This window comes from Paenibacillus sp. oral taxon 786 str. D14 (assembly GCF_000159955.1).
Classification (GTDB): Bacteria; Bacillota; Bacilli; order Paenibacillales; family Paenibacillaceae; genus Fontibacillus; species Fontibacillus phoenicis.
This window is the reverse complement of record NZ_GG695971.1, coordinates 13917-36820: the sequence shown is the minus strand read 5'-3', so window position 1 is coordinate 36820 and position 22904 is coordinate 13917. Positions and strand designations below refer to the sequence as shown.

Annotated in this window: 25 protein-coding genes and 1 tRNA gene; 5 read left to right on the top strand and 21 right to left on the bottom strand. The window is 49.4% G+C overall.

Going from position 1 to position 22904, the window contains the following annotated elements:
• From POTG_RS24195 to rpsF, 5 genes are all read right to left on the bottom strand, one after another.
• Positions 1-410: ABC transporter permease (locus tag POTG_RS24195; protein WP_198136149.1), on the bottom strand; the 410-nt coding region annotated here is incomplete at its 3' end.
• Between the two features lie 125 nt (positions 411-535).
• On the bottom strand, positions 536-2275 hold the full coding sequence (locus tag POTG_RS03220; RefSeq protein WP_009223361.1) for a peptide-binding protein: 1740 nt from the start codon (positions 2273-2275) through the stop codon (positions 536-538).
• Between the two features lie 631 nt (positions 2276-2906).
• Positions 2907-3176: a 30S ribosomal protein S18 gene (gene rpsR / locus POTG_RS03215; protein ID WP_009223360.1), complete on the bottom strand. Its 270-nt coding sequence runs from the start codon at positions 3174-3176 to the stop codon at positions 2907-2909.
• Between the two features lie 21 nt (positions 3177-3197).
• On the bottom strand, positions 3198-3671 hold the full coding sequence (gene ssb, locus POTG_RS03210) for a single-stranded DNA-binding protein (RefSeq protein ID WP_009223359.1): 474 nt from the start codon (positions 3669-3671) through the stop codon (positions 3198-3200).
• 40 nt (positions 3672-3711) lie between these two features.
• Positions 3712-3996 (bottom strand): 30S ribosomal protein S6, encoded by a 285-nt coding sequence (gene rpsF, locus POTG_RS03205; protein ID WP_009223358.1) that lies wholly within the window; start codon positions 3994-3996, stop codon positions 3712-3714.
• A 313-nt stretch (positions 3997-4309) separates the two neighbouring features.
• Here rpsF and POTG_RS03200 point away from each other — a divergent pair, with 313 nt between their 5' ends.
• Entirely contained in the window at positions 4310-4507 is a 198-nt protein-coding gene (locus POTG_RS03200; protein ID WP_009223357.1) for a YjzC family protein, read from the top strand.
• A 379-nt stretch (positions 4508-4886) separates the two neighbouring features.
• On the opposite strand, the gene POTG_RS03195 is transcribed toward POTG_RS03200, so the two are convergent.
• The 4 genes from POTG_RS03195 to POTG_RS03180 form a co-directional block, all read right to left on the bottom strand.
• A tRNA-Ser gene (locus POTG_RS03195) sits at positions 4887-4977 on the bottom strand.
• Positions 4978-5047: 70 nt separating this feature from the next.
• Entirely contained in the window at positions 5048-5290 is a 243-nt protein-coding gene (locus tag POTG_RS03190) for a DUF951 domain-containing protein (protein WP_036644074.1), read from the bottom strand.
• A gap of 56 nt (positions 5291-5346) precedes the next feature.
• Positions 5347-6231 carry a mechanosensitive ion channel family protein gene (locus POTG_RS03185; RefSeq protein WP_009223355.1) on the bottom strand — a complete coding sequence of 295 codons (885 nt, stop codon included), beginning with the start codon at positions 6229-6231 and terminating at the stop codon, positions 5347-5349.
• 54 nt (positions 6232-6285) lie between these two features.
• Positions 6286-6540, bottom strand: coding sequence for a DUF3343 domain-containing protein (locus POTG_RS03180; protein WP_009223354.1), 255 nt, complete (start codon positions 6538-6540; stop codon positions 6286-6288).
• Between the two features lie 129 nt (positions 6541-6669).
• Between POTG_RS03180 and yyaC the strand changes: the two genes are divergently transcribed.
• Positions 6670-7278: a spore protease YyaC gene (gene yyaC / locus POTG_RS03175; protein WP_009223353.1), complete on the top strand. Its 609-nt coding sequence runs from the start codon at positions 6670-6672 to the stop codon at positions 7276-7278.
• Here yyaC and POTG_RS03170 read toward each other — a convergent pair.
• The 12 genes from POTG_RS03170 to rpmH all read right to left on the bottom strand — a co-directional run bounded on the left by POTG_RS03170 (position 7250) and on the right by rpmH (position 19287).
• Positions 7250-7750 carry a DUF4446 family protein gene (locus POTG_RS03170; protein ID WP_009223352.1) on the bottom strand — a complete coding sequence of 167 codons (501 nt, stop codon included), beginning with the start codon at positions 7748-7750 and terminating at the stop codon, positions 7250-7252. The two genes, yyaC and POTG_RS03170, sit on opposite strands and share 29 nt — an antisense overlap.
• A gap of 28 nt (positions 7751-7778) precedes the next feature.
• Positions 7779-8939, bottom strand: coding sequence for an aminotransferase class V-fold PLP-dependent enzyme (locus POTG_RS03165; protein ID WP_009223351.1), 1161 nt, complete (start codon positions 8937-8939; stop codon positions 7779-7781).
• 154 nt (positions 8940-9093) lie between these two features.
• Positions 9094-9939, bottom strand: coding sequence for a ParB/RepB/Spo0J family partition protein (locus POTG_RS03160; protein ID WP_009223350.1), 846 nt, complete (start codon positions 9937-9939; stop codon positions 9094-9096).
• The gene (locus POTG_RS03155) at positions 9932-10693 is read right to left on the bottom strand and encodes a ParA family protein (protein ID WP_009223349.1); all 762 of its coding nucleotides are present in this window, start codon (positions 10691-10693) and stop codon (positions 9932-9934) included. Before POTG_RS03155 ends, POTG_RS03160 begins: the two co-directional genes overlap by 8 nt.
• A gap of 281 nt (positions 10694-10974) precedes the next feature.
• Entirely contained in the window at positions 10975-11799 is an 825-nt protein-coding gene (gene noc, locus POTG_RS03150; protein ID WP_036644069.1) for a nucleoid occlusion protein, read from the bottom strand.
• Positions 11800-12113: 314 nt separating this feature from the next.
• Positions 12114-12836, bottom strand: a complete 723-nt coding sequence (gene rsmG / locus POTG_RS03145) for a 16S rRNA (guanine(527)-N(7))-methyltransferase RsmG (protein ID WP_009223347.1) — start codon at positions 12834-12836, stop codon at positions 12114-12116.
• A 3-nt stretch (positions 12837-12839) separates the two neighbouring features.
• Positions 12840-14726, bottom strand: a complete 1887-nt coding sequence (mnmG, locus tag POTG_RS03140) for a tRNA uridine-5-carboxymethylaminomethyl(34) synthesis enzyme MnmG (protein WP_009223346.1) — start codon at positions 14724-14726, stop codon at positions 12840-12842.
• A gap of 87 nt (positions 14727-14813) precedes the next feature.
• Entirely contained in the window at positions 14814-16193 is a 1380-nt protein-coding gene (gene mnmE, locus POTG_RS03135) for a tRNA uridine-5-carboxymethylaminomethyl(34) synthesis GTPase MnmE (RefSeq protein ID WP_009223345.1), read from the bottom strand.
• Between the two features lie 730 nt (positions 16194-16923).
• A complete protein-coding gene (gene jag, locus POTG_RS03125) occupies positions 16924-17661 on the bottom strand; it encodes an RNA-binding cell elongation regulator Jag/EloR (protein WP_009223344.1) in 738 nt (245 codons plus the stop codon).
• Positions 17658-18557 carry a YidC/Oxa1 family membrane protein insertase gene (locus tag POTG_RS03120; RefSeq protein WP_036644066.1) on the bottom strand — a complete coding sequence of 300 codons (900 nt, stop codon included), beginning with the start codon at positions 18555-18557 and terminating at the stop codon, positions 17658-17660. Before POTG_RS03120 ends, jag begins: the two co-directional genes overlap by 4 nt.
• Positions 18558-18632: 75 nt before the next feature.
• The gene (rnpA, locus tag POTG_RS03115) at positions 18633-18983 is read right to left on the bottom strand and encodes a ribonuclease P protein component (RefSeq protein ID WP_009223342.1); all 351 of its coding nucleotides are present in this window, start codon (positions 18981-18983) and stop codon (positions 18633-18635) included.
• 169 nt (positions 18984-19152) lie between these two features.
• On the bottom strand, positions 19153-19287 hold the full coding sequence (rpmH, locus tag POTG_RS22965; RefSeq protein WP_009223341.1) for a 50S ribosomal protein L34: 135 nt from the start codon (positions 19285-19287) through the stop codon (positions 19153-19155).
• Positions 19288-19668: 381 nt separating this feature from the next.
• Between rpmH and gnd the strand changes: the two genes are divergently transcribed.
• From gnd to POTG_RS03100, 3 genes are all read left to right on the top strand, one after another.
• Complete coding sequence (gnd, locus tag POTG_RS03110) at positions 19669-20568, top strand: phosphogluconate dehydrogenase (NAD(+)-dependent, decarboxylating) (RefSeq protein ID WP_009223340.1); 900 nt, start codon at positions 19669-19671, stop codon at positions 20566-20568.
• Positions 20569-20696: 128 nt separating this feature from the next.
• Positions 20697-21368 (top strand): GntR family transcriptional regulator, encoded by a 672-nt coding sequence (locus POTG_RS03105; RefSeq protein WP_009223339.1) that lies wholly within the window; start codon positions 20697-20699, stop codon positions 21366-21368.
• A gap of 166 nt (positions 21369-21534) precedes the next feature.
• The gene (locus POTG_RS03100) at positions 21535-22896 is read left to right on the top strand and encodes a GntP family permease (RefSeq protein ID WP_009223338.1); all 1362 of its coding nucleotides are present in this window, start codon (positions 21535-21537) and stop codon (positions 22894-22896) included.
• Positions 22897-22904 lie beyond the last annotated feature (8 nt).

The window sequence follows — 22904 nt, the reverse complement described above, 5'->3', positions numbered from 1 at the left end:
TAAGAAATAAAGGATGCCGTCTGATCAGATAATCCATATTCTTTCGTACTGTTATAAATGCCCCAAGGGAGCGCGATAATCAAGGTTAACAACCAAGCAGAGCCCATTAAAATGAACGTATTTCCGATGCGGGGCCACAGCAAATCCCCAACTGGCAAATGGTTTTTGAATGTGTACCCTAAGTCACCCTGCAGCAAGTCCCCAACCCACCGGAGATATTGAACCGGCAAGGGTTTATCCAGACCGAGATTCTGTCTTTGCTGCTCGAATGCCTCCGGAGATAACCCCGGTGCAAGCATCATTTGGGTCGGTCCCCCCGGAGCGGCATGGATCAGCAAAAACGTCACGACGGTAATCAAGAAAATTACCAAGACCGATTGCAGCAAGCGACGGATCAGATATTCTGTCATCTTTTATCCTCCTAAACATAGTTAGGTATAGAACCACAGGATAAAAAGAGAGCTTGAAAGGGAGAAGGAGAAAGAGAATACTCCCTTTCCCCCTCCTGCGGTTCTATTTCCTGTATCCGCTCTTCTTATTCCGTTACCCACCAGTTGATCAGATGGAAGTAGTATCCGTAGCCCAACGATGGTTCTGGACGGTCTTCTTCTTTCCAATGAACTCTTGGACCCGTACCGATGGCGTTCCCATATTGATAAAGGAAGACATATGGCAAGTCTGTAGAGATTTCCTTCGCCAGTTCCTTATAGATCGCTTGACGTTCCGTTTGATCAACTGTGGAGTATCCGTCTACCCACAATTGGTCGAGCTTTTCGTTCTTATACCAGCCGGTGTTTTGACCTGCCGGCGGGAAGTATTTCGAGGAATAAATGCTTTCTGCATCCGGATCCGGGTTGTTCAGAGACCATGCCAACAAAATGGCTTGATACTTACCTGGGTTGACGTTCTGATCGATCCATGCAGCAAAGTCGATGCCTTTAGGCGTAACTTCGATACCAACATCTGCTAAGTTTTGCTGGATAATCGCAGCCACTTGTTCACGGCGGCTGTTACCGGCGTTATATTGCAGTTCGAAGGAGAAGCGGTGACCGTCTTTCTCAAGGATCCCGTCTTTGCCAGGAACCCAACCGTCTTCTGCCAGCAATTGTTTTGCTTTCTCCGTATCATAGTTATAGTTGACAGCAGCATCCTTCGGATCCGCCCAAGTGTCCGGCAGGAACGGAGCGTTCATCAGCGCACCGACACCTTTCAAGACATTATCAACCATCCCTTGACGGTTAATTGCGTATGCAATCGCCTGTCTTGTCTTTTGACTTTGGAACAAACCGTAGTTGTCCGGGAAGTTCTTCGGATCGAAGTTAAACCCGACGTATTCGTAAGTGGGACCCGGTTTTTGAATGACGTTAATATCCTTATTCGATTTAACAGCTTCAACCTGCGTCACCGGAATGGCGCTGATATGGTCTGCATCACCTTTCAACAAGGCTTGAACTTGGGTGTTTTGGTCGGCATAAATTTTATAGATGACTTGATGAATATGCGGCTTCTGCGTACCCCAGTAGTTTGGATCGAGATCCAACGTGTGGCTTTCGCCTTGTTTCCATTCTGTCCACTTCCATGGCCCGTTCGTTACGGTTTTCGATGGATCTGTACCATATGGATGTTGTTGAAGCTCCTTCACAGGAACATCCTTCAACACATGGTAAGGGACCAAATCGGTAACCAGCGTATATAAGAACGGAGCGTAAACGGATTGCAACTTAATGTTGACGGTCAAATCATCCACTTTTGTAACGCTCTCTACCTTATCGAAGGAGCTGATCGCTGGGGAACCCGTTTCTGGGTTACGAATCGTATCAAATGTAAATACGATGTCGTCGGCCGTTACCGGCTGCCCGTCACTCCATTTTGCGGTATCTTTCAGCTTCACGGTATAAGTTAAACCGTCCTCAGAAATTTGTGGAGGCTCGGCTGCCAAAGACCAAGGCTCGACAACTACATTTCCTTCACGGTCTAGATCGTACAGTTTGGAGAAAAGGAACTGCTCCACATCTCCGGAAGAAGTATCACCAATAAAAATAGGATTTAAAGTAACAATATCCGAAAAAGTTGAAAGGACAATTGTACCTCCGTCCACCGGCTCATCTGCCGATGGTTCTGTTTCCGGTTCCGTTGTGTTTTCTGGAGTTGTGTTGTTCTCTGTCGGAGTCGGCGAATTGGAAGCTGTGTTATTGGTACTGCAACCTGCAAACAAAATACCTACAAGAGATAAAATAAGTAAGATGGACCATAATCTTCTCTTCTTTGCCACCATGTGAGTTGACTCCTCCTTGTTTAATTGTTGAGAACGTGCAGTTCGTCATGCCTTTCCTCTTGCCAGGATGTTCCTTTCGACCTCCCCCTTCAACACTCTCTAGTTGCTTCTCACAGTGCTTAATCCTGGACAAAACAACTCACTTACGCCCCTATGGCTCTATCTCCCCATGACTTATACCCTAAAAACAGAGACACAACGTCAGCCGTTTGTAATAAAGTGTGACATAGGTTTGATATAAACCATCGGTTAATAAGCATCTTAAGCCGGTCCCTATCAGGGATATGCACCAGTTCAATTATTGATCATAATACATGTGAAAATATCTTACGTCAATAATTTTTTTAGTCGATTGTTGGCTCCTAATTAACCCTAATTTACTAGTATTTTATAGAAATAATTAATATGAAGCGTTTACAAAAAGTTGAACGTTAATTTTTCTTACTTGTGCTGTACCGTTGATGTTAATATTTTTCGAGTTTGTTCTATCTTTCTCGTCATAAATCGACTCTATTCTAAATAGGTTTACTTGGATTTGTCGTAAGCGAAGTTCTATGACTTACGTCCTTTTGCATCGAAACAAAAAAACAACCGAACCTCAGGGTTCGGTTGTTGTTCTAACTGATCACGCTTATTCCGTTGTGTATGGAAGCAATGCGATTTGACGGGAGCGTTTGATCGCGATCGTCAAAAGGCGTTGGTATTTCGCGCTAGTGCCAGTTACACGACGAGGCAAAATTTTGCCGCGCTCGCTGATGAATTTCTTCAACAGCTCCGTATCTTTATAGTCAATGTGAGTAATTTTATTCACAGTGAAGTAGCACACTTTACGACGTTTGTTGCGGCCGCCGCGGCGAGCCGGTCTTTTGTCGTCTCCGCCTTCTCTTTGCTTGAAGCTCATGCTTTTCAGTCCTTTCCGTTGTTAAAATGGCAAATCGTCATCCGATATATCGATCGGTTTCCCGTCGTCGGAGAAAGGATCGTTCTGATTGCTGCGCGAGAATCCGCCGCCACGGCTGCTGCCGCCTCCGAACGGTGACTCTTCCCGCGTACCGCCGCCACCTGCACCGCCCTCGCGGTTCGATTCCAAGAAACGGACATTATCGGCAATAACTTCGGTTACGTATACACGCTTGCCTTCGTTATTTTCGTAGTTCCGTACTTGAATACGTCCTTCAACAGCCGTTAACCGCCCTTTACGCAAATAGTTAGCGCAAGTCTCGGCAAGCTGTCTCCAGGTGACAACCGGGATGAAATCCGCCTCACGTTCGCCCCCTTGCGAGGTGAACGGTCTGTCCACAGCAAGCGTAAACTGAGTTACCGCTACGCCAGCTGGCGTATATCGTAGCTCCGGATCCCGGGTAAGACGTCCGATGAGAATGACACGGTTCAACAATCAAATCCCCTCCTTCGGGCAATGGTTACTCAAACTTGAATTAGGCTACGTCTTTCGTAATGAGATAACGGATAACCTCGTCGGAAATCTTCAAGATGCGTTCCAGCTCAGCAACAACTTCTGGAGCAGCGGTGAAATTCACGAGAACGTAAATTCCATCACGAACCTTGTTAATCTCATACGCAAGCCGGCGTTTGCCCAAAACTTCATGTTTGGTAATTTCACCACCGTTTTGGATGATGCCTTGGAATTTTTCGACTGTAGCTTGAACAGCTTCTTGTTCAACGTCAGGACGAATAATGTACATCACTTCGTATTTGCGCATTCTGATTCACCTCCTCTTGGACTATGGCCCCCAATACGTATTCCGTTCAGGAGCAAGGAGCGAGAGTAAACTCGCACCATTGTAGTATATCAAATTGGACGTGGGTGTGCAAGCAGCCAATCTTTTCTGTAACTGCGGGTTTGATATGCCTTTCCCTTTTCATCCGTTCGTACGGTTTCCTCTAAGCCCCAAAATCGGCTTCATTTCATTTATGCTTGTCAATAATTATCGGGCCCCTGCCGTACATGATTCCATCCCTTCGACAAACAATAAGCATGGATTCCAAGCTAAAGTTCGAAAGGAGGAACGCTGTATGGGTGAACAAACAGAATATGAAGAAGGCATGCGCGCTCCAAACCCAGGGGTATATGTGGAGGTTGGTGAGGCGCGGAGCTTTCATACGCAAATTCAAAATCCAAAGCGAATTAAGTTGAAAAAGGGCGATAAATTCCCTGAGACGTCCAACAAGAACCGCAAGTGGAAAAAAGAAGAGAAAGCCCGCGTCCATTAACCAATTCATTCCGTTTTACTCGGCGTGTATAAAACCGCGAATCCTGCACATAATACAATCGACGGCGAGCAAGAGAGGTGTGGTTCCGTTGGTCCAGTTAAAGGGTTCCGCGAGAAACAAACCGCAAGGAGATCTTGTTCACGACTTGTAGAAGCGTCAGATCACGAGTTAGTGAAGACCCCTCTTCCCTAATTCGTGCTTGCTAAGGCAAACATCGAATGTTTCTGTTTGTCGCTGAGAAGAGAATTTCCAATAAAGTTCGCCGTCAACCACAGGAAGGACCCGAAAGGGTCCTTCTTGCTTTTGCATAAGTTTATACATAAAACAAAAAAACTCCTACGCATACGTAAGAGTTCGTCTCTAGGCAATATTTAGATGATGGCGGAGAGGGTGGGATTCGAACCCACGCACGCCTTGCGACGCCTAGTTGATTTCGAGTCAACCCCCTTGGGCCTCTTGGGTACCTCTCCACAGCAAGAATGATTGTACCATGAATTCATTCCGATTGCAATAGAGAGTACCCTTCATCCCATAAATTACTTATTCTCCAGGTGGTGATTGCCCGTCCGACGCCGTATTTTCTGGTGCTAGAGCCGCCGACCGGAGCACTTTGCGCATATTCTTCTCGAACTTCGCCCGAGGCACCAACACGCTGTGTTTGCAGCCGATACATTTAATGCGGATATCCATGCCCATCCGGATAATTTCCATTTCGTTGCTCCCGCAAGGATGGTTTTTCTTCATTTGTACAATATCGCCTAATTGAAAGGATTTCCGCTCCATCACACAATCCCCCGATCTTTTCTTGAATTTTTAATTTATTCCGAATAAATTGAACCCTAGATCTCTGCATGCCCGCGTTGGTTCTCCAACTCCTCCTGCTCCAGAGCTTCTTTGGCATAAGCGTGGATCTGACGTTCCACTTCCGATCGAATGGCTGGAGGACACTCCACCGCAATTCGAATCACGTACTCGCTCGCTGTTAACGACTGAATGCCCAGCACATTCGGAACCTGAGGGATCCCCTCCTTCTCCTCTTTCAGGCGCTGCATGGCCCTTCTGAGCAGCTCTACGCTGTCCTCCAGCTTCCTTGAGTTGCTAAACGGCAAGTCGACCACCGCCAATGCGGTTCCCACGGAGTAATTCGTTACGTTCGTGATCATCCCGTTAGGGATGATGTGGACCTCTCCCGTGTAGCTCACTAACCGAGTGGAGCGCAGCCCAATCATCTCTACCGTCCCCTTCAGACTTCCGGTTTGAATGACATCACCAACAGCAAACTGATCCTCCAGAATGATAAAAAAGCCGGTAATAACATCCTTCACCAAGCTCTGGGCACCAAAACCGATCGCAAGGCCAAGAACTCCGGCACCCGCTAGCAACGGCGCCAGATCAAACCCAAGCTCCCCCATCACTAACATGACCATAATAAAATTGCTGGTAATGGTGGTGACATTCTTGAGCAGTTCACCAACCGTAACTAACCGTCGCGGGTTCATCTGCAACCGGCTCTTCTCCCTCTTCTGCAACGATCGATCGATTAAGCGGAATACGATATGAACGAACAATCGGGTGAGGGTGAAAATAATGATAATTTTGATCCCGGCATAAAGCACGTTCATCCACATATCCATATCTGTAAACCAATTCCATATCTTATCTTTCCAGGTCGTCACCGTTTCGGCAGCATCCTGGATCACTTCCGGTTCTTTTGCCAGTAACATATCTATCAATCCTTTTTGAGATTTCATCAATGTATCATCCAGGGCCGTCAAGCCCTAAAGCTTGATGCTATGATAGCCCATCCCGTCGTGGGAGTAAATCCCCCGTATCTCTACCGATTCCGAAGTGATGATCTCTTTAACTACCTCCAAATCGTTTTGGGGAAAACGAATCGACAACGCACATCCTGCGGTGATTTCTTTGGGGGTAGGAAATAAATCGATATCTACCTCAGCATACTCCAGCAGCATCTCCGCACGCAGCGCCTGCTGTGTTGAATCAAACGCCATCACCAGCCAGTCCTCTTCCATTCAGATTCCTCTCCTTTTGTCCATTAAGACTTTTGTACGAGTATATAATACGCATTTCTTCCATATACTATCTACTAAATCTATAAAGTGCAGCATGCGCACTTGATCTTCAGCGGAAAGGAAGATTCCATGTCACAGATTCAACCGACCATTCCAGGACAAGAAATTCCTTATTTAAAAATCCTTCATACCGAACCCGGCATTCATTCGGCCATCATTCACCGGTTGCTTCTGCATTTTGGACAGGTTACCCCAGGACAAGACATTGTTGTCGTTTGCATTGGAACCGATCGTTCCACCGGAGATTGCTTAGGCCCCCTGGTCGGCAGCGCGTTGGCGAAGTATCAATGCCCGTATTTTCACCTTTACGGCACACTCGATGAGCCTGTACATGCCATGAATCTAAGAGAAACCTTAGATGAAATCCACGCTCGGTTCGCTAACCCTTATATTATCAGCATTGACGCCTGCCTCGGTCAGACATCCAGCGTTGGATCCATCCAAGTGGTGCAAGGCCCCCTCCGCCCTGGAGCAGGGGTGAATAAAGAATTACCGCCGGTCGGCGATATCCATCTTACGGGCATCGTCAATGTCGGCGGCTTCATGGAATACTTCGTATTGCAAAACACACGTCTCAGTCTAGTTATGCGTCTTTCAGAGATTATATCAAAATGCTTGTATACCGCGATTAAAGAGTGGACTCAAGGGTCTATTTCCTTAGCCCGGCGAGAGCTATAGCTTCCCGTTCTTCCGGAGAAAGCGCATGCGGTGACTCCCCTTTCTCCAAGCCCTTAGCATAAACAAAAGAACCATCACGGTTATACAGGCCAGTGAGGACCACGCCATCTTGCTGATCATTAACGATCGCAATGGAGAAGCTCAGGTCGTTCCCCTTTTCACCGAAAGCATTGTAGCGTTTGATACCAATTTTAGATTTTTGCATAGGCATCCATTTTTGAATTTGTGCAAGCTGTTGCTTCTGTTCTTCCTGGACGTCTTCGATTTTGTCCTGCTGCATCTTCAAATCGATCAGCAAAGTCTCCAGATCTTGTACGCCAGTACCTTTCATCATCAGTTCGTATCTTTGCTTCATCTTGCGAAGCTTACTTCCCTGAATCAGATTCCAGATCAACATCCAAAGGATCAGGAGAACCAAACCTCCAACGATCCAGCTTAGTTGCTCAAAGATGAGATCATTCCATTCCCGCATGCGACTTTCTACTCCTCTGTGCTTGAGATCAGTTCACCATTTTATGAATTGCATCAATTAATGTTTGAAGATCTGCCTCGGTCGTCAGATAACCTACGCTGGCGCGAACCGCTCCGCCCTCCAGCGTGCCGGCAGTTTGATGGCCTAACGGTGTGCAGTGATACCCTGCACGAACCGCGATGCCATATTCCCGATCCAGCACAAACGCGACTTCCGAGGCATCCCGTCCTTCGATTGTAAACGAGACGATACCCGTTCGAGGCTGACCGATCTCCGGACCGATCAGACGAACGCCAGGAACCTTTTGCAGTTCCTTCATTAAAAACTGGGTTAACTCCCACTCGTGACGATGAATCTGTTCCACGCCACGTTCAAGCACCATTTCTACCCCAGCACCTAACCCGGCAATCCCTGGAGTATTCACAGTGCCCGCTTCATACCGGTCAGGACGAACAGACGGCTGCTCGATTTCTTCGGATTGACTGCCAGTTCCTCCATGCATCAGCGGCTCCAGGTCAATATCCGGGTGAATATATAATCCTCCTGTACCTTGAGGTCCAAGTAGCCCTTTATGCCCTGGAAAAGCAAGCAAGTCGATCCCCATCTCTTGAACGTTTACCGGATAGCACCCTGCCGTTTGCGCAGCATCCACCATTAGAATCGCTCCGTGCGCATGAGCCATCTGGCTTAAAGCTTGAACTGGCAAAATACATCCCAACAAGTTCGAGCTGTGGGAACATACAAGTAAACGTGTGTGGGGGCGGAAAAGATTCTCCACCTGCTGCAAATCTAACTGACCGCGTGGATCCACCTCAGCATAATCCACTTCGATACCTGCGGTCCGCTTCAAGAACTCAAGTGGACGCCTTACCGAATTATGTTCAACGGTTGTCGCCACCACATGATCCCCTGGTTTTAGCCATCCCTTGATGGCTAAATTTAAAGCTGAAGTTGTGCTGGAGGTCAACACAATATCATTGGGATTGGAGACCCCAAATAGCTGGGCAAGCTTGACGCGCGTGTTGTACAGCACCCTCCCCGCTTGGAGCGCCATTCCATGATTTCCACGTCCTGCATTGGCAGCTGGTCCGTTTAGTATTTCCAACATCGCTTCTCCTACCCTAGGAGGTTTTGGCCAAGATGTAGCCGCATGATCCAGATAGATAACGGATTTCTTCTCGTGCAACACGTTCCCCTCCTTAGGATCAGGTATAAGTTTGATTTGGATTTCAGCTCTATGATCCGTTCCAGTTCAATCGGATGCCAGACCAAGAAATGACATACCCTCCTTCTGAAGCCCCCCACTTTTAGGAGTTGTCCAAAAGTTAGATATGTCATTTCATTTATCCCGAAGTCAACATATCAAGCAGCCGTTGCAAATCCTGCTGGCTGTAATAGTTAATTTCGATTTTACCCTTGTCTTTATTTGCTTTAATTTTGACTGTCGTCTTATATCGTTCACGCAGACTCTCTTCTACTTCTTCAATATAGGGGTCGCGTTTCTTCCCAGCCGGTTTTGGTTTTTCCTGCTTTTTGCGATCCAGTTGTTGCACCGCATTTTCCAGATCACGAACGCTCCATTCATGATCGATACATTGCTGGGCCAACTGCTTAATCGTATCTGGATCCTTCAACCCAACCAAAGCTCGGGCATGTCCCATCGATAATGTTCCACGTGAAACACATTCCTTCACTTCATCCGGCAAGGAAAGCAACCGCAAAAAATTCGCGATATGAGAACGAGACTTCCCTACCTTCAACGAAAGCTCTTCCTGTGTTAGCTGGAATTGATCCATCAACCCTTGGTACGCAACCGCTACTTCCATCGCGTTTAGATTTTCCCGCTGCAGGTTCTCGATGAGTGCAATTTCCATGACCTGTTGATCTGAAAAACTCCGAACAACGGCCGGGATGGTTGCATTACCGCAGTATTGCGATGCACGGAACCGGCGCTCCCCTGCGATAATTTCATAACCTTTGAGTACGCTGCGTACAATAATCGGTTGAATAACCCCATGTTGCCGAATCGATTCGGCCAACTCCCGTATAGCCTCCTCATCAAAGGTCTTGCGTGGTTGATACGGGTTGGCACGAAGTTGGTTAAGTGGGATCTCTATAACCTTATCATCATCCTGAATAGACAGTGCCGGGATCAGAGCATCCAATCCTTTGCCCAATCGTTTACTCATAAGATACCACTTCCTTTGCCAACTCAAGATATACTTCCGCACCCTTCGAACGAGGGTCATACGTAATAATGGATTGACCATGGGACGGCGCTTCACTTAAACGCACATTACGTGGAATCACTGTTTTATATACCTTCTGCTGGAAGTACTTCTTAACCTCTTCAATGACTTGAATCCCCAGGTTTGTCCGAGCATCAAACATCGTTAATAAGACCCCTTCGATTTGCAGCGAAGTATTTAAATGCTTTTGAACCAATCTCACCGTATTTAATAACTGGCTAAGACCTTCCAAAGCGTAATATTCGCACTGAATAGGAATGAGTACGGAATCAGCGGCGGTCAAGGAGTTGATGGTTAGAATTCCAAGCGAAGGCGGGCAATCAATCAAAATATAATCGTATAAGTTCCGAATAGGCTGTAACGATTTCTTAAGTCTCACTTCACGCGAAATGGTTGGAACCAATTCGATTTCAGCCCCAGCCAGTTGAATTGTAGCCGGGATGATATGCAAATTTTCAATCTCCGTATGTTCAATTGCTTCCTTTGGATGAACCTCATTAATCAGTACATCATAAATGCAATTCGCAACATCCGCTTTATTAATGCCAACACCACTTGTCGTATTCCCTTGGGGGTCAATATCGATCAGCAGCACTTTCTTTCCGATGGCAGCTAGTCCCGCTCCCAAATTGACAGAAGTCGTCGTCTTCCCGACGCCCCCTTTTTGGTTCGCTATGGCGATGATTTTAGACAATCCAGTTCACCTCAATATAATAGAAGAATCTCTTTGTAGTACTCATGTACGCATTCTAGGCTGCAGCTACAAAAAGACCTATAGCAATGCGTGGTGAATACACCTGCCGGTCGATATCGATAGATGAGTAGCTATGAACCGATGTATCCATCCCATGTACATTAGGAAAATAATTATCCACATGTGCATAGAAAGTTCAGCAATCACATGTTCACAACCAATCAAGAAAGACCGAAAAAGAAGCTGACCAGAACCTCGCGGTTAGGGTCAGCGAGAGAAGTTTATGAACGTTTCGGGATCTGAATCACAATTTCATAATGATCCTCATGATCCTTTTCTTCCGTTTTAATTTGCAAACCAGAACCCGTAACCATATCAATCGACTGGCGAATCGTATTTAGAGCCAATCGAACATCCTTGGTAAAGGAGATTCGTCTCGAAGGAGACTTTTTGTTTTTGGCTACTTCCTTATAAAAGGCAATTCGGGCTTCCGTTTGTTTTACATTCAGCTCTTTGCTGATAATTTCACCCAACACCTTCAGTCGCAGCTCTTCCGAGTCCAAGGACAGCAAAGCACGCGCATGACGCTCTGTAATTTTCCGTTCCATCAGCGCATTTTTTACTTCATCCGGAAGTTGAAGCAGCCTGATCTTATTGGCGATCGTGGATTGGCTCTTCCCAAGACGTTGAGCCAAGCTCTCTTGTGTCAACTGATGCAAATCAATCAAATTTTGGTAAGCCATCGCCTCCTCAATCGAAGTCAGCCCTTCCCGTTGGAGGTTTTCGATCAAAGCGATAGAAGCGGCTTGCGAATCATTGAAATCGCGCAAGATCGCAGGAATGGACTCCAAGCCCAGCTTTTTGACGGCACGCCAGCGACGCTCTCCGGCAATGATCTCATACTTCTCATTCCGGTACCGTACGACAATCGGTTGAATCACGCCATGAGTACGAATCGTTTGGCAGAGTTCATCGATTTTCTCGTCGTCAAAGATCGTCCGCGGCTGATAAGGACTGCCGACAATTTCCCCCACCGGAATTTGTCTCACTTCATCTCCGCTATTTCGTTCGGTTAGCCCAAACAATTTAGAAAATTGTTCTTTCATTCCGTCGATTACCACCTAATTTCAAAGTGACATAAGGCCAAGCCTTACGGATCATCCCCGTGGGATGACATTGCTCTAAACGAAATGCACGTTCGTTAAGGGTTTGTCCACCAAGATAACCGTGGCCTCGGAACGTCCATCCAACCCTCAACCAACCCGATATATCTATTCTACCACTTTTTCCTCTATAATCCTATTCTCTAATTTAGAGAAGTTATAGAAAAGAAGTAAGATTTGCCTGCAAACGGACAAAAAGCCCCCTTAGCGATGTTTCACGTGGAACATTTTGCTAAGGGGGAAATTACTATGGTTGTTTAAACCAACGGCATTTTCGCTGGAATTCCCGCTTTTCGCGGATATTTTTGGGGCGTAGGGGCTGTTTTTTGAATCAGCACCAAATGGCGTTCGGAGTTTTCCAACGGGAGAGAAAATGCCGGTGTGCTGACCCATTTCCCTTTCAGCTCGGATAAACTACGGGCCGCTTCCTTCACTTCATCCTCCGGATTACTCCCCTTCATGGCTACAAATAATCCACCTGGCTTCACAAACGGTAAACAAAACTCGTTAAGTATCGCCATTCGGGCAACAGCCCGGGCTGTAACCAAATCGAAAGCGTCACGAAGATCTTCCTGGCGTCCCAAATCCTCTGCACGTCCATGAAGCAGACGCACCTGGTTCAACCCTAATTCATTCACCACATGCTGCAAGAACTGAATCCGTTTGTTTAACGAATCCACGATCGTGAGCTGTAAATGCGGAAAACAAATTTTCAGGGGAATGCCGGGGAAACCTGCTCCGGATCCAATATCCGCCTTGGACTCGATCTCCCCCATCGGGACATGAAAAGCCAGGCTAATCGAATCATAAAAATGCTTGATATAGACCTGCTCCCGTTCGGTGATCCCGGTGAGGTTCATTTTTTCGTTCCAAGAGACCAATTCTTCATAATAACGTTCAAATTGCTTGAGCTGCTCCTCCGACACCTCAATGCCATGTTCCTGTAGCAGCGAGCAAAACTGGGCTTGTATCGAATCCAATGGTTACCCTCCCGCAGCCGTGACCCGGTTATAGTGCTCCAAATACACCAACAAGATGGAGATATCCGCAGGCGTAACCCCCGAAATCCGCGAGGCTTGCCCGATGGAGATCGGACGGATTTTGGACAGCTTTTGCCGCGCCTCGATGGCCAGGCCTTGAATATCGTCATAGTTGATATTTTCAGGGATCTTTTTCTTTTCCATTTTTTGTAATCTTTCAACGTGGATCAATTGCTTCTCAATATAACCGGCGTACTTGATTTGGATTTCAACTTGCTCTTGCATTTCTTCATCGAGCTCAACCTCAGATGGAGAAATCGAAGCGATATGCGCATACGTCACTTCCGGACGCCGCAAAATCGTCAGCAAATTGCTTCCGTCCTGAATCGGAGCGGAACCAATCGACTCCAGCAATGGATTGATTTCAGTTGGTCGAATCTTCGTCGTCTTCAACCGCTCAATCTCCTGCTCAACCTTCTGCTTTTTATCCAAAAACCGGGCATACCGCTCTTCCGAAATCAATCCAATTTCATACCCAAGCGGGGTCAAGCGCAAATCTGCGTTATCGTGACGGAGGAGCAACCGGTATTCCGCCCGTGAAGTCAGCAAACGGTACGGCTCGTTAGTTCCCTTGGTTACCAGGTCGTCGATCAAGACACCAATGTAGCCTTGCGAGCGGTCAAGCACAATCGGCTCTTTGCCTTGCACCTTACGCGCTGCATTAATCCCGGCCATGATGCCTTGTCCCGCCGCTTCCTCATAACCGGAAGTCCCGTTGATTTGCCCCGCCGTGAACAGACCCGGCAATCGCTTCGTCTCCAGCGAAGGCCACAGCTGGGTTGGCACGACCGCATCGTATTCAATTGCATAGCCGGTCCGCATCATTTGCACATTTTGCAAGCCAGGAACCGAACGCAGCATCTGCAACTGTACCTCTTCCGGCATGCTGGTGGAGAAGCCTTGCACGTAATATTCGGACGTATTTTTGCCTTCCGGTTCCAAGAAAATCTGATGCTTCGGCTTATCGCTGAACCGTACGATTTTGTCCTCGATGGAAGGACAGTACCGCGGACCCGTACCTTCGATGACACCCGAGAACATCGGTGCACGATGCAGGTTATCCGTAATAATCTTGTGGGTTTCCTCGGAGGTATACGTCAGCCAGCAAGGCAACTGCTCATTGTCCGAACTCTTTGTCTCATAGGAAAAAAACTTCGGCTTCTCATCCCCCGGCTGAATCTCCGTTTGCGAGAAATCAATCGAATCCTTATGGACCCGCGGCGGCGTCCCCGTCTTGAAGCGAACGAGCTCGAAGCCCAGCTCCTTCAAGTTTTGCGCCAAACGCACCGATGGCTGCTGATTGTTTGGACCACTTTCATACATCAGCTCGCCCATGATGATTTTCCCGCGCAAATACGTACCGGTTGTCAGCACCACCGCTTTCGCCCGATATTCTGCCCCGGTCTTCGTAATGACGCCCACGCACTGGCCGTCCTCTACGATCAGCTCCTCCACCATCCCTTGGAGCATCGTCAGATTCGGCTCCTTCTCCAGCGTTTCCTTCATCGCGTGCTGGTACAAGAATTTATCCGCCTGCGCGCGCAGCGCATGAACGGCCGGACCTTTCCCGGTATTCAACATCCGCATTTGGATGAACGTCTTGTCGATGTTACGGCCCATTTCGCCGCCCAGTGCATCAATCTCACGGACGACATGGCCTTTTGCCGGACCTCCAATCGAAGGATTGCACGGCATGAAAGCAACCATATCCAAATTAATCGTGACCATCAGCGTACGACAGCCCATCCGCGCTGCAGCCAATGCCGCCTCACAGCCCGCGTGCCCTGCGCCAACCACGATCACCTCATAATTTCCGGCAGCGTAACCCATCTATCGTCAACCTCCTTTACCTTACACCATTCAAACGCTATCCGTATCATCATACCATGAACAGGCGCTGCTGATACGAAAGCCTCCTTATTTCCCCAAACAAAATTGCGAAAAAATCTGATCAATCAACGCATCCGGCGCCGAATCCCCAATCACTTCACCTAATTGCTCCCAAGCCAGCCGAACATCGATCTGCAAAATATCGATCGGGATGCCGCTGTCCGCCGCTTCATAAGCGTCCGCCAGCGACTGCTTGGCCTTCTTCAGCAAAGCGATATGTCGCACGTTGCTGACATACGTCAGATCGTTGGACTCCAGCTCCCCGCCAAAGAACATCCGGGCAATGGCGTCCTCCAGATGATCCAGCCCTTCCTCCGTTTTGACCGACAATTCGACGATCGATTCCTCGGGAAAATAACGCCGGACCACCTCCCGATCCAACTGCTGCGGTAAATCAATCTTATTTAAAAGCACGATCGTGGACCGCCCCTTCAGTTGCTCCATTAAGGCGATCTCGTCCTCATGCAGCGCTTCGGCACTGTTGAGGACGAGCAGAATCAGGTCCGCTTCGCTCACTGCCGCTTTGGAGCGCTCCACGCCGATCTGCTCGACGACGTCCATCGTCTCGCGGATCCCCGCCGTGTCGAGCAGCTTCAGCGGGATATTATTGATCGTCACATATTCTTCGATCACGTCCCGGGTTGTGCCCGGGATGTCGGTGACGATCGCTTTATTTTCGCGAGCCAGGGCGTTCATCAGCGAGGATTTGCCGACATTCGGGCGGCCAACGATCGCCGTCGTAATCCCCTCGCGTAGAATCTTGCCCTGATTCGCCGTCTTCAGCAGCGCGTCGATGCCTTCCGACACCTCCGCGCACTTCTCCTTGATAAATGCCATCGTCATCGATTCCACATCATGCTCCGGATAATCGATATTCACCTCAATATGCGCCAGCGTCTCAATTAACGTGTGACGCAGCTTGCTGATTTGGCGCGACAGCTGGCCTTCGACCTGCTTTAGCGCCACGGAGAACGCCCGATCCGACTTGGAGCGGATCAGGTCAATGACCGCCTCCGCCTGCGACAGGTCGATCCGCCCGTTCAGGAACGCGCGTTTCGTGAACTCGCCCGGCTCGGCGAGGCGAATGCCGCGCTGCTGGAGCAGCAGGTCCATCACGCGTTTGACGGAGATGATCCCGCCGTGCGTACTAATCTCCACCACATCTTCCGTGGTGAAGGAGCGCGGCGCGCGAAAGACGCTGACGAGCACCTCTTCCAGCTTCTCGCCCGTCGCCGGATCCACGATAAAGCCATAGTGTACCGTATGGCTTTCCGCCTCCGGCAGCGCCGTCTTGGAGCGGAACAACCGCCCCACTTCGGAGATCGCCTCCGGCCCGCTGACGCGGATCACGGCGATGCCGCTTTCGCCCACCGCCGTCGATATCGCAGCAATTGTATCACTAAGCATTGGTTTCACCTCGCATGATAAATATCAAAACTATTCGTGAATTTCATAGCTCCGCTGGTCGTATGATCCTACGATCGAGGTTGCCATTGGATTGTTCTGAATAGAGAACACCCTACAAGGCTACAATCCAATAGCAAAGGCGACCACTACGTTTCTTCATACGCCCCATTCCGCTCCCAATTCACTCACCATCCAGCATCCCGCCCACATATTTCTGCTCTAACGTGAGCACATCTCCGCAAGAGACAGCGCCTTCTTGCTCGTAGTCTCTCCGAAACCGCCTGCGTCTCTTCACGCTCCCCTTCGTAGCATTCGCCCTCAAACTGGAGGAGATCTAAAAGTAGAGGCGGGCCCCGAAGGGGCGAGAAGCGACTCACACAGCCTCTGCCACACGGGTGAGCCGAAAGCAGTAGTCATGAGCAGCACGGTTTTCCAGGTAGCCCGGGTGCTCCCCAAGTAAGACGTACCTGAAGGGGGGAAAAGCGTTCCTTGCACCAACGTAGAGCGCATCCCCGAAGGGGACAGCGAGCAGGAGCGACTCATTACCTCCAACGTTCTTCTCCTTTGCAGGAGACCAGAGGGCGGCAAGCCCTCGGGCGCCCTCCCTTACGGTAAGGGAGGGGTGGGGAGGGTTGAGTCCGGTAAGGGAGGCTCCCCTGGGGAGGGGCGAACCCAATATAAAAAAATGACGTCCCCCAGCTTACGCCGAGCAAACGTCATTGCGTCTCATTCATTTGCTGTGCTTCAGAGTAATAACGACCCTCCGGTTGGGCTCTTCACCTTTACTATAAGTTTTGACCTCCGGGTGATCCTGAAGTTTGGAATGAATCACTTTGCGCTCCTGCGGCGACATCGGCTCGAGCGTAACCTCTTTACGCGTTCGAACGACCCGTCCGGCCAATCTGACGGCAAGGTCCTCCAGCGTTTTCTTCCGGCGTTCCCGGAAGTTCTCGGCATCGAGGACGATACGAATAAAGCTGTCCGAATAACGATTAGCGATGATATTCGCCAAATATTGCAGAGCGTCGAGGGTTTGTCCTCTGCGCCCAATCATTAAACCTAAATCCTGGCCCGAAATGTTAAGCACGGTATGGTCTTTGCTATGGGAGACTTCGATTTTGACATCCAAGCCCATATTCTCCCCGACCTCCCGAATGAATGACGCCGCCTCCGCATAGGGATCCTTCTCGCCGCCCGCACTCTTCTCCTCCACCACGAAAGCAGATGAGTGAGGCACCGAAGGGGTCCTATTTGAGGAAGGTACTGATGCAGGTTCAGGTGCAGGTGTAGGTGGTTCAAGCAAAGTCAGCTCAACCTTCGCTTCCCTCACCCCAATCAGCCCCAGGAATCCTTTTGACGGCTGCTCTAACACGTTCACGGCGACTTTATCCTCGGTGGTGCCGAGCTTGGCCAATCCTTGTTTAACAGCATCTTCAATGGTTTTTCCCGACGTCACAATTTTATTCATTTCGATTTTTTGGCCTCCTTGGCACCTCTACCGGGATGACCGGCTTTTAGATTGGAGCCGCCCCGCTTCTTCCCTGAACTGGAAGAAGAACCGCTGCCTCCGCCTGCCGTAGCGGCAGCTGCGGACAAAGCTGGATCTTTCTTGCGGTAGATAAAGTAGTTTTGCGCGATCGTATACAGGTTACTGAAGATCCAGTACAACGGCAACGCAGCGGCGAAATTGTACGCCATCACAAAAATCAAAATCGGATAGACCCACATCATAAACGCCATCGGGCCTTGCATCCCTTGCGGGTTCATGCTCGACATCATCTTCGTTTGAATGAATGTCGTAATGGCAGCGATCGCCGGCAGGATGAACAATTTGTCAGGCTCCCCGAGCTGCAGCCACAAGAAGGAATGCTCCCGGATCGCCGAGTTGTAATAAATCGAGTTATACAGCGCAATGAACACCGGCATTTGAATGAGCAGCGGGAAACAACCCGCCATCGGATTCACCTTGTGTTCCTGAAAGAGCTTCATCGTCTCCTGCTGCTGCTTCTCTGGATTATCCTTATATTGCTCCCGGATTTTCTGGAGCTGCGGCTGAATGGCCTGCATCGCCTTGGAGCTCTTTACCTGCTTCAATGTGAGCGGGAGAATCAAAGTCCTCACGATCAGCACCATAATCAAAATCGCGATGCCATAAGCCCCGTTAAACCATTCTGCAAACGTATCCAACGCGAGCGAGAAATAGTAAACCACATTGGAGGTCCACCATGATCCGTTTGTCCTCATATCAGCCGTCGTGGTTGCCTGATGTGCATTCTGAGGCGCACAGCCTGCGAGAACCGCAACCATCACGGCCGCCAGAAGGAGAAGAAGCCATATTCTTCGGTTAGTCATCAATCGCGACACTTCAAAACCCCTCTCTTAACCTATCCATTCACCGTAAATCATAACATATTTGAAGAGACAAAGAAACAAGCCTGCCTAACGCCCGGAATCCCGCAGCAGCGAAGCTTTCCGCAGCACATGGAGCACGCTTTTTTCGAGGTCCTTATATTCCATTCCGACGGCCCCGTTCCGCACGATCAAGATCAGGTCGACATGGTCGCGAATCTCCGCTTCATGCAGCCGGACGATCTCCTTCAACATCCGCCGCATCCGGTTGCGAACGACGGCATTTCCGATTTTTTTACTGGCCGAAACCCCCAGCCGAAAACGTTCAATCTCCGGTTTATTCGACCAGTACACCACCAGTTGGCGATTCGCAAAGGATTTGCCAAACCGGTAGATCCGGTTAAAATCGGCGCGGTTTCTCAAACGAAGTTGTTTATGCACGAGCTATCTCCTTGATTCAAACTTCTACTAAGAGGTGGTTAAAAAATCAGCTGCGGCTCTACGATCACCTGATTTTCTAACAAATAGTATAGACCAAACATCGCCGCAACGATCGCACAAAGATCGAAATATAAAAAAAAAGACCACCGCGGTGGTCCTTACGCACGCTTTACGCACTCAGTACTTTTCTGCCTTTGAGACGACGAGCAGCGAGAACCTTGCGGCCGTTTTTCGTGCTCATTCTTTTACGGAAACCGTGAACTTTTTTACGTTTGCTCACATTCGGTTTGAAAGTTGGTTTCATCTATCGCACACCCCCTTACAGGAATATCATCATTATCTTTATGTTACCCATTTTCATATCCACAGAAAATGCCTTCATACATTTAACCATACCGCCTGGGAAAAGTCAACCGAACTTCCCCCTTCCTCCATTCTCCTTTTCCGTTATACACAATCCACAGCTTCCGTTTTGGAACCTCAACGTCCCCAGTTTTCCACAGGCTTGCCCGAGAATCACTTCGTATAGAAGTTATGCACATGTGGAAAAGTAGTTTCAACTTGATCGGACATCTTTTCACCAAAGCGCTTTCATTTTTGTAGTTTACAGCCGAATCGAATCGGAGTATAGTCAAATTGTAAGTTGTATACAAGTATACAATAATGATAGCGAGGTGTTTTATAGATGAAATTAGGCATGGTTGGGCTTGGAAAAATGGGCTTCCATCTCGTTCTGAATCTGCTGGAGCATGGACATGACGTGGTCGCCTACGATATGAATTCCCAATCCGTAACAAACGCAGCGGAGAAAGGCGCGGTTCCCGCCGCCAGCCTGAAGGAGCTCGTCAAATCATTGGAAGCACCGCGGGTCGTTTGGGTCATGGTTCCGGCCGGTCCCCCGCTGCGATCGGTTGTCGATCAGCTAACCCCGTTGCTGGAAGCGGGCGACGTCCTTATCGACGGAGGAAATTCCCATTACAAAAATTCGCTGGAACTCGCTCAGCAACTGGCGGAGCATGGGATTCGCTTCCTGGATGTCGGAACTTCCGGCGGTGTGGAAGGTGCGCAGCAAGGCGGCTGCTTTATGATTGGCGGCGAGGAAGAAGCCTTCCGTCTGGTTGAGCCCATCTTCCAGGATATCGCCGTATCTGGCGGTTATCTGTATACGGGTCCGTCCGGCAGCGGCCATTTCCTCAAAATGGTCCATAACGGGATCGAGTACGGCATGATGCAAGCAATCGCCGAAGGTTTCGAGTTGCTTGACAAAAGCCAGTACAACTACGATTTCGAGCAGGTCGCCCGGGTATGGTCGAACGGTTCGGTCATCCGCAGCTGGTTGATGGAGCTGACGCAGAACGCTTTTGCCAAGGATCCGAAGCTGGAAGGCATTCGCGGCGTGATGCACTCCTCCGGTGAAGGCAAATGGACGGTAGAGACCGCGCTGGATTTGCAAGCGAACGCGCCGGTGATCGCCATGTCGCTATTTATGCGATACCGTTCACTCCAGGAGGACACTTTCCATGGCAAGGTTGTTGCAGCGCTGCGCAACGAATTTGGCGGCCACGCGGTTGAATCAGCGAAATAACTGCTGAAAAATTGCCGAAACCTAGCGCGAGTTTCCCCCATCTTTACGATTTTCATGCTATGATCGAAGTATTTAAAACTTCACGATCATTAAGCGGGATCATATCCCTTGGATAGGAGAAATATCGCATGCAATACCCTTCTTCTTGGTTAAAAGGCAGCTCGCTTGGCGAATCGATCGCAGCGGAGCTTCGCCTGCAGATCATTAACGGTACGATCAAACCGGGCACCGTTCTGTCAGAGAACCGCATTGCCGCGGATTTCGGCACGAGCCGTTCCCCGGTTCGCGAAGCGCTGAAAACGCTCTCTAGTGAAGGGCTGATCAGCCTCCAACGCATGGGGGTGGTGGTGAATGGCCTTTGCCTGAAGGACGTCGACGAATTGTACGATGTTCGTTATTTGATCGAAAGCTTCGCCTCGCAGCGGGTGGCGGAGAATCCGGAAGCGCTGCTCGCCCCGCTCGCACAAATCATCGATAAAATGGAACTGGCCGGCAAACACCGGGATATCGCGGAATTTGCCTACCAGGATCTCTGTTTTCACGAGACAATTATCGCTGGAGCTAACCATACGCGCATCATGCATCTATGGACCAGCATCCGCCATATTGTTATGACGGTGATGCTGATTACGACGCGAGAGGTGTTGTCGCAAAGCGATGACAAAATTAACTATGTTATCGGCAAGCATCGCAAGCTGCTGCAAGGCTTGGAATCGCGTGACCCCGGGATTATCGCGCGGAACGTGGAAGAGTACTTCGCCGACTCCCACCGCACGCTGCATACGAGCCTTCCTCAATAACTAACAGAAGCGGCCTATCGGCCCTTTGCACCGGATTTATTGTCGACAAGTATACAATAATCAAATTCTGTTGGTTTTGATCATAATAAGAACAATTTCCAGCATGATCATTTATGAAAGCGCTGAACTGAACACATCAAGAGGACCCTAAAGAGGAGGAATCACTTTGGATACCCTGTTTGGTATGAGCCATAATGCAACGCTTCTTTTTTGGACGCTGCTCACCATCGTATTTTTAATCGTGTTGATCTCCAAATATAAATGGAACCCCTTCGTCACGCTGCTGATCTCCGCGCTGCTGCTTGGACTTCTGGCTGGAATGAAACCGCTGGACGTCGTCAGCTCCATCACAAGCGGTCTCGGCGGAACGCTGGGCACGATCGCGATCGTCATTGGTCTCGGTACGATGCTGGGGAAAATGATGGCCGAATCCGGCGGCGCGGAGCGCATTGCCACAACGCTGGTGAATCGGTTTGGCGAGAAGCGGGTGCATTGGGCGATGATGCTCGTTGGTTTTATCGTCGGTATCCCGGTATTTTTTGAAGTTGGCGTCATTCTGCTTATTCCGATTGTTTTTACAGTTGCCAAGAAAACAAAAATGTCCCTGCTCCAAATCGGTATCCCGATTTTAGCTGGTTTGTCCACTGTACACGGACTCGTCCCGCCGCACCCGGCGCCGATGATCGCTATTGACGCGTATGGAGCAAATCTGGGCAAGACTCTGTTGTATTCGATCCTGATCGGCTTGCCGGTAGCGGTCGTAGCCGGTCCTCTGTTCGGTAAATATATCGGTAAGCGGATTGTGCTGGAACCTCCGGCCGAGCTGGCGGAGCAATTTGCCGTCAAAGGGAATCGCAAACTGCCGGGATTCGGTATCACGCTGTTTACGATTTTGCTGCCGGTCATTCTCATGCTGATTGGTTCCATTGCCGATATCCTCGATCCTGAAGCCACTCGTCCGATCACGCTGTTCTGTGAGTTTATCGGACACGAGATTATGGCGCTGCTGATCGCCGTCGTGTTCTCCTTCTTCTCGCTGGGCTACAGCCGCGGATTCAGCAAGCAGGATATCTCCAAATTCACAAGCGAATGCCTAGCGCCGATCGCCGGGATCGTGTTGATTATCGGTGCCGGCGGTGCGTTTAAGCAGGTGCTGATCAACAGCGGCGTCGGCGAAGCCATCGCGGAAATCGCCACCGGCGCGAACGTGAACCTGATTCTCTTCTCTTGGTTCGTGGCGGCCTTGATCCGTGTAGCTACCGGTTCGGCAACGGTCGCGATGACGACGGCAGCCGGCATCGTAGCTCCTGTATTGGCCATGACCCCTGGGGCCAACGTCGAATTGGCCGTGCTTGCCACCGGCGCCGGGTCGATTGTGCTTTCCCACGTTAACGATGCCGGCTTCTGGATGGTGAAGGAATTCTTTAATATGTCGGTGCCGCAAACCTTAAAGTCGTGGACCGTGATGGAAACGCTTCTGTCCGTCGTGGGATTGTTGTTGATCCTCGTGTTGAGCTTTATTTTCTAAGGTAAACC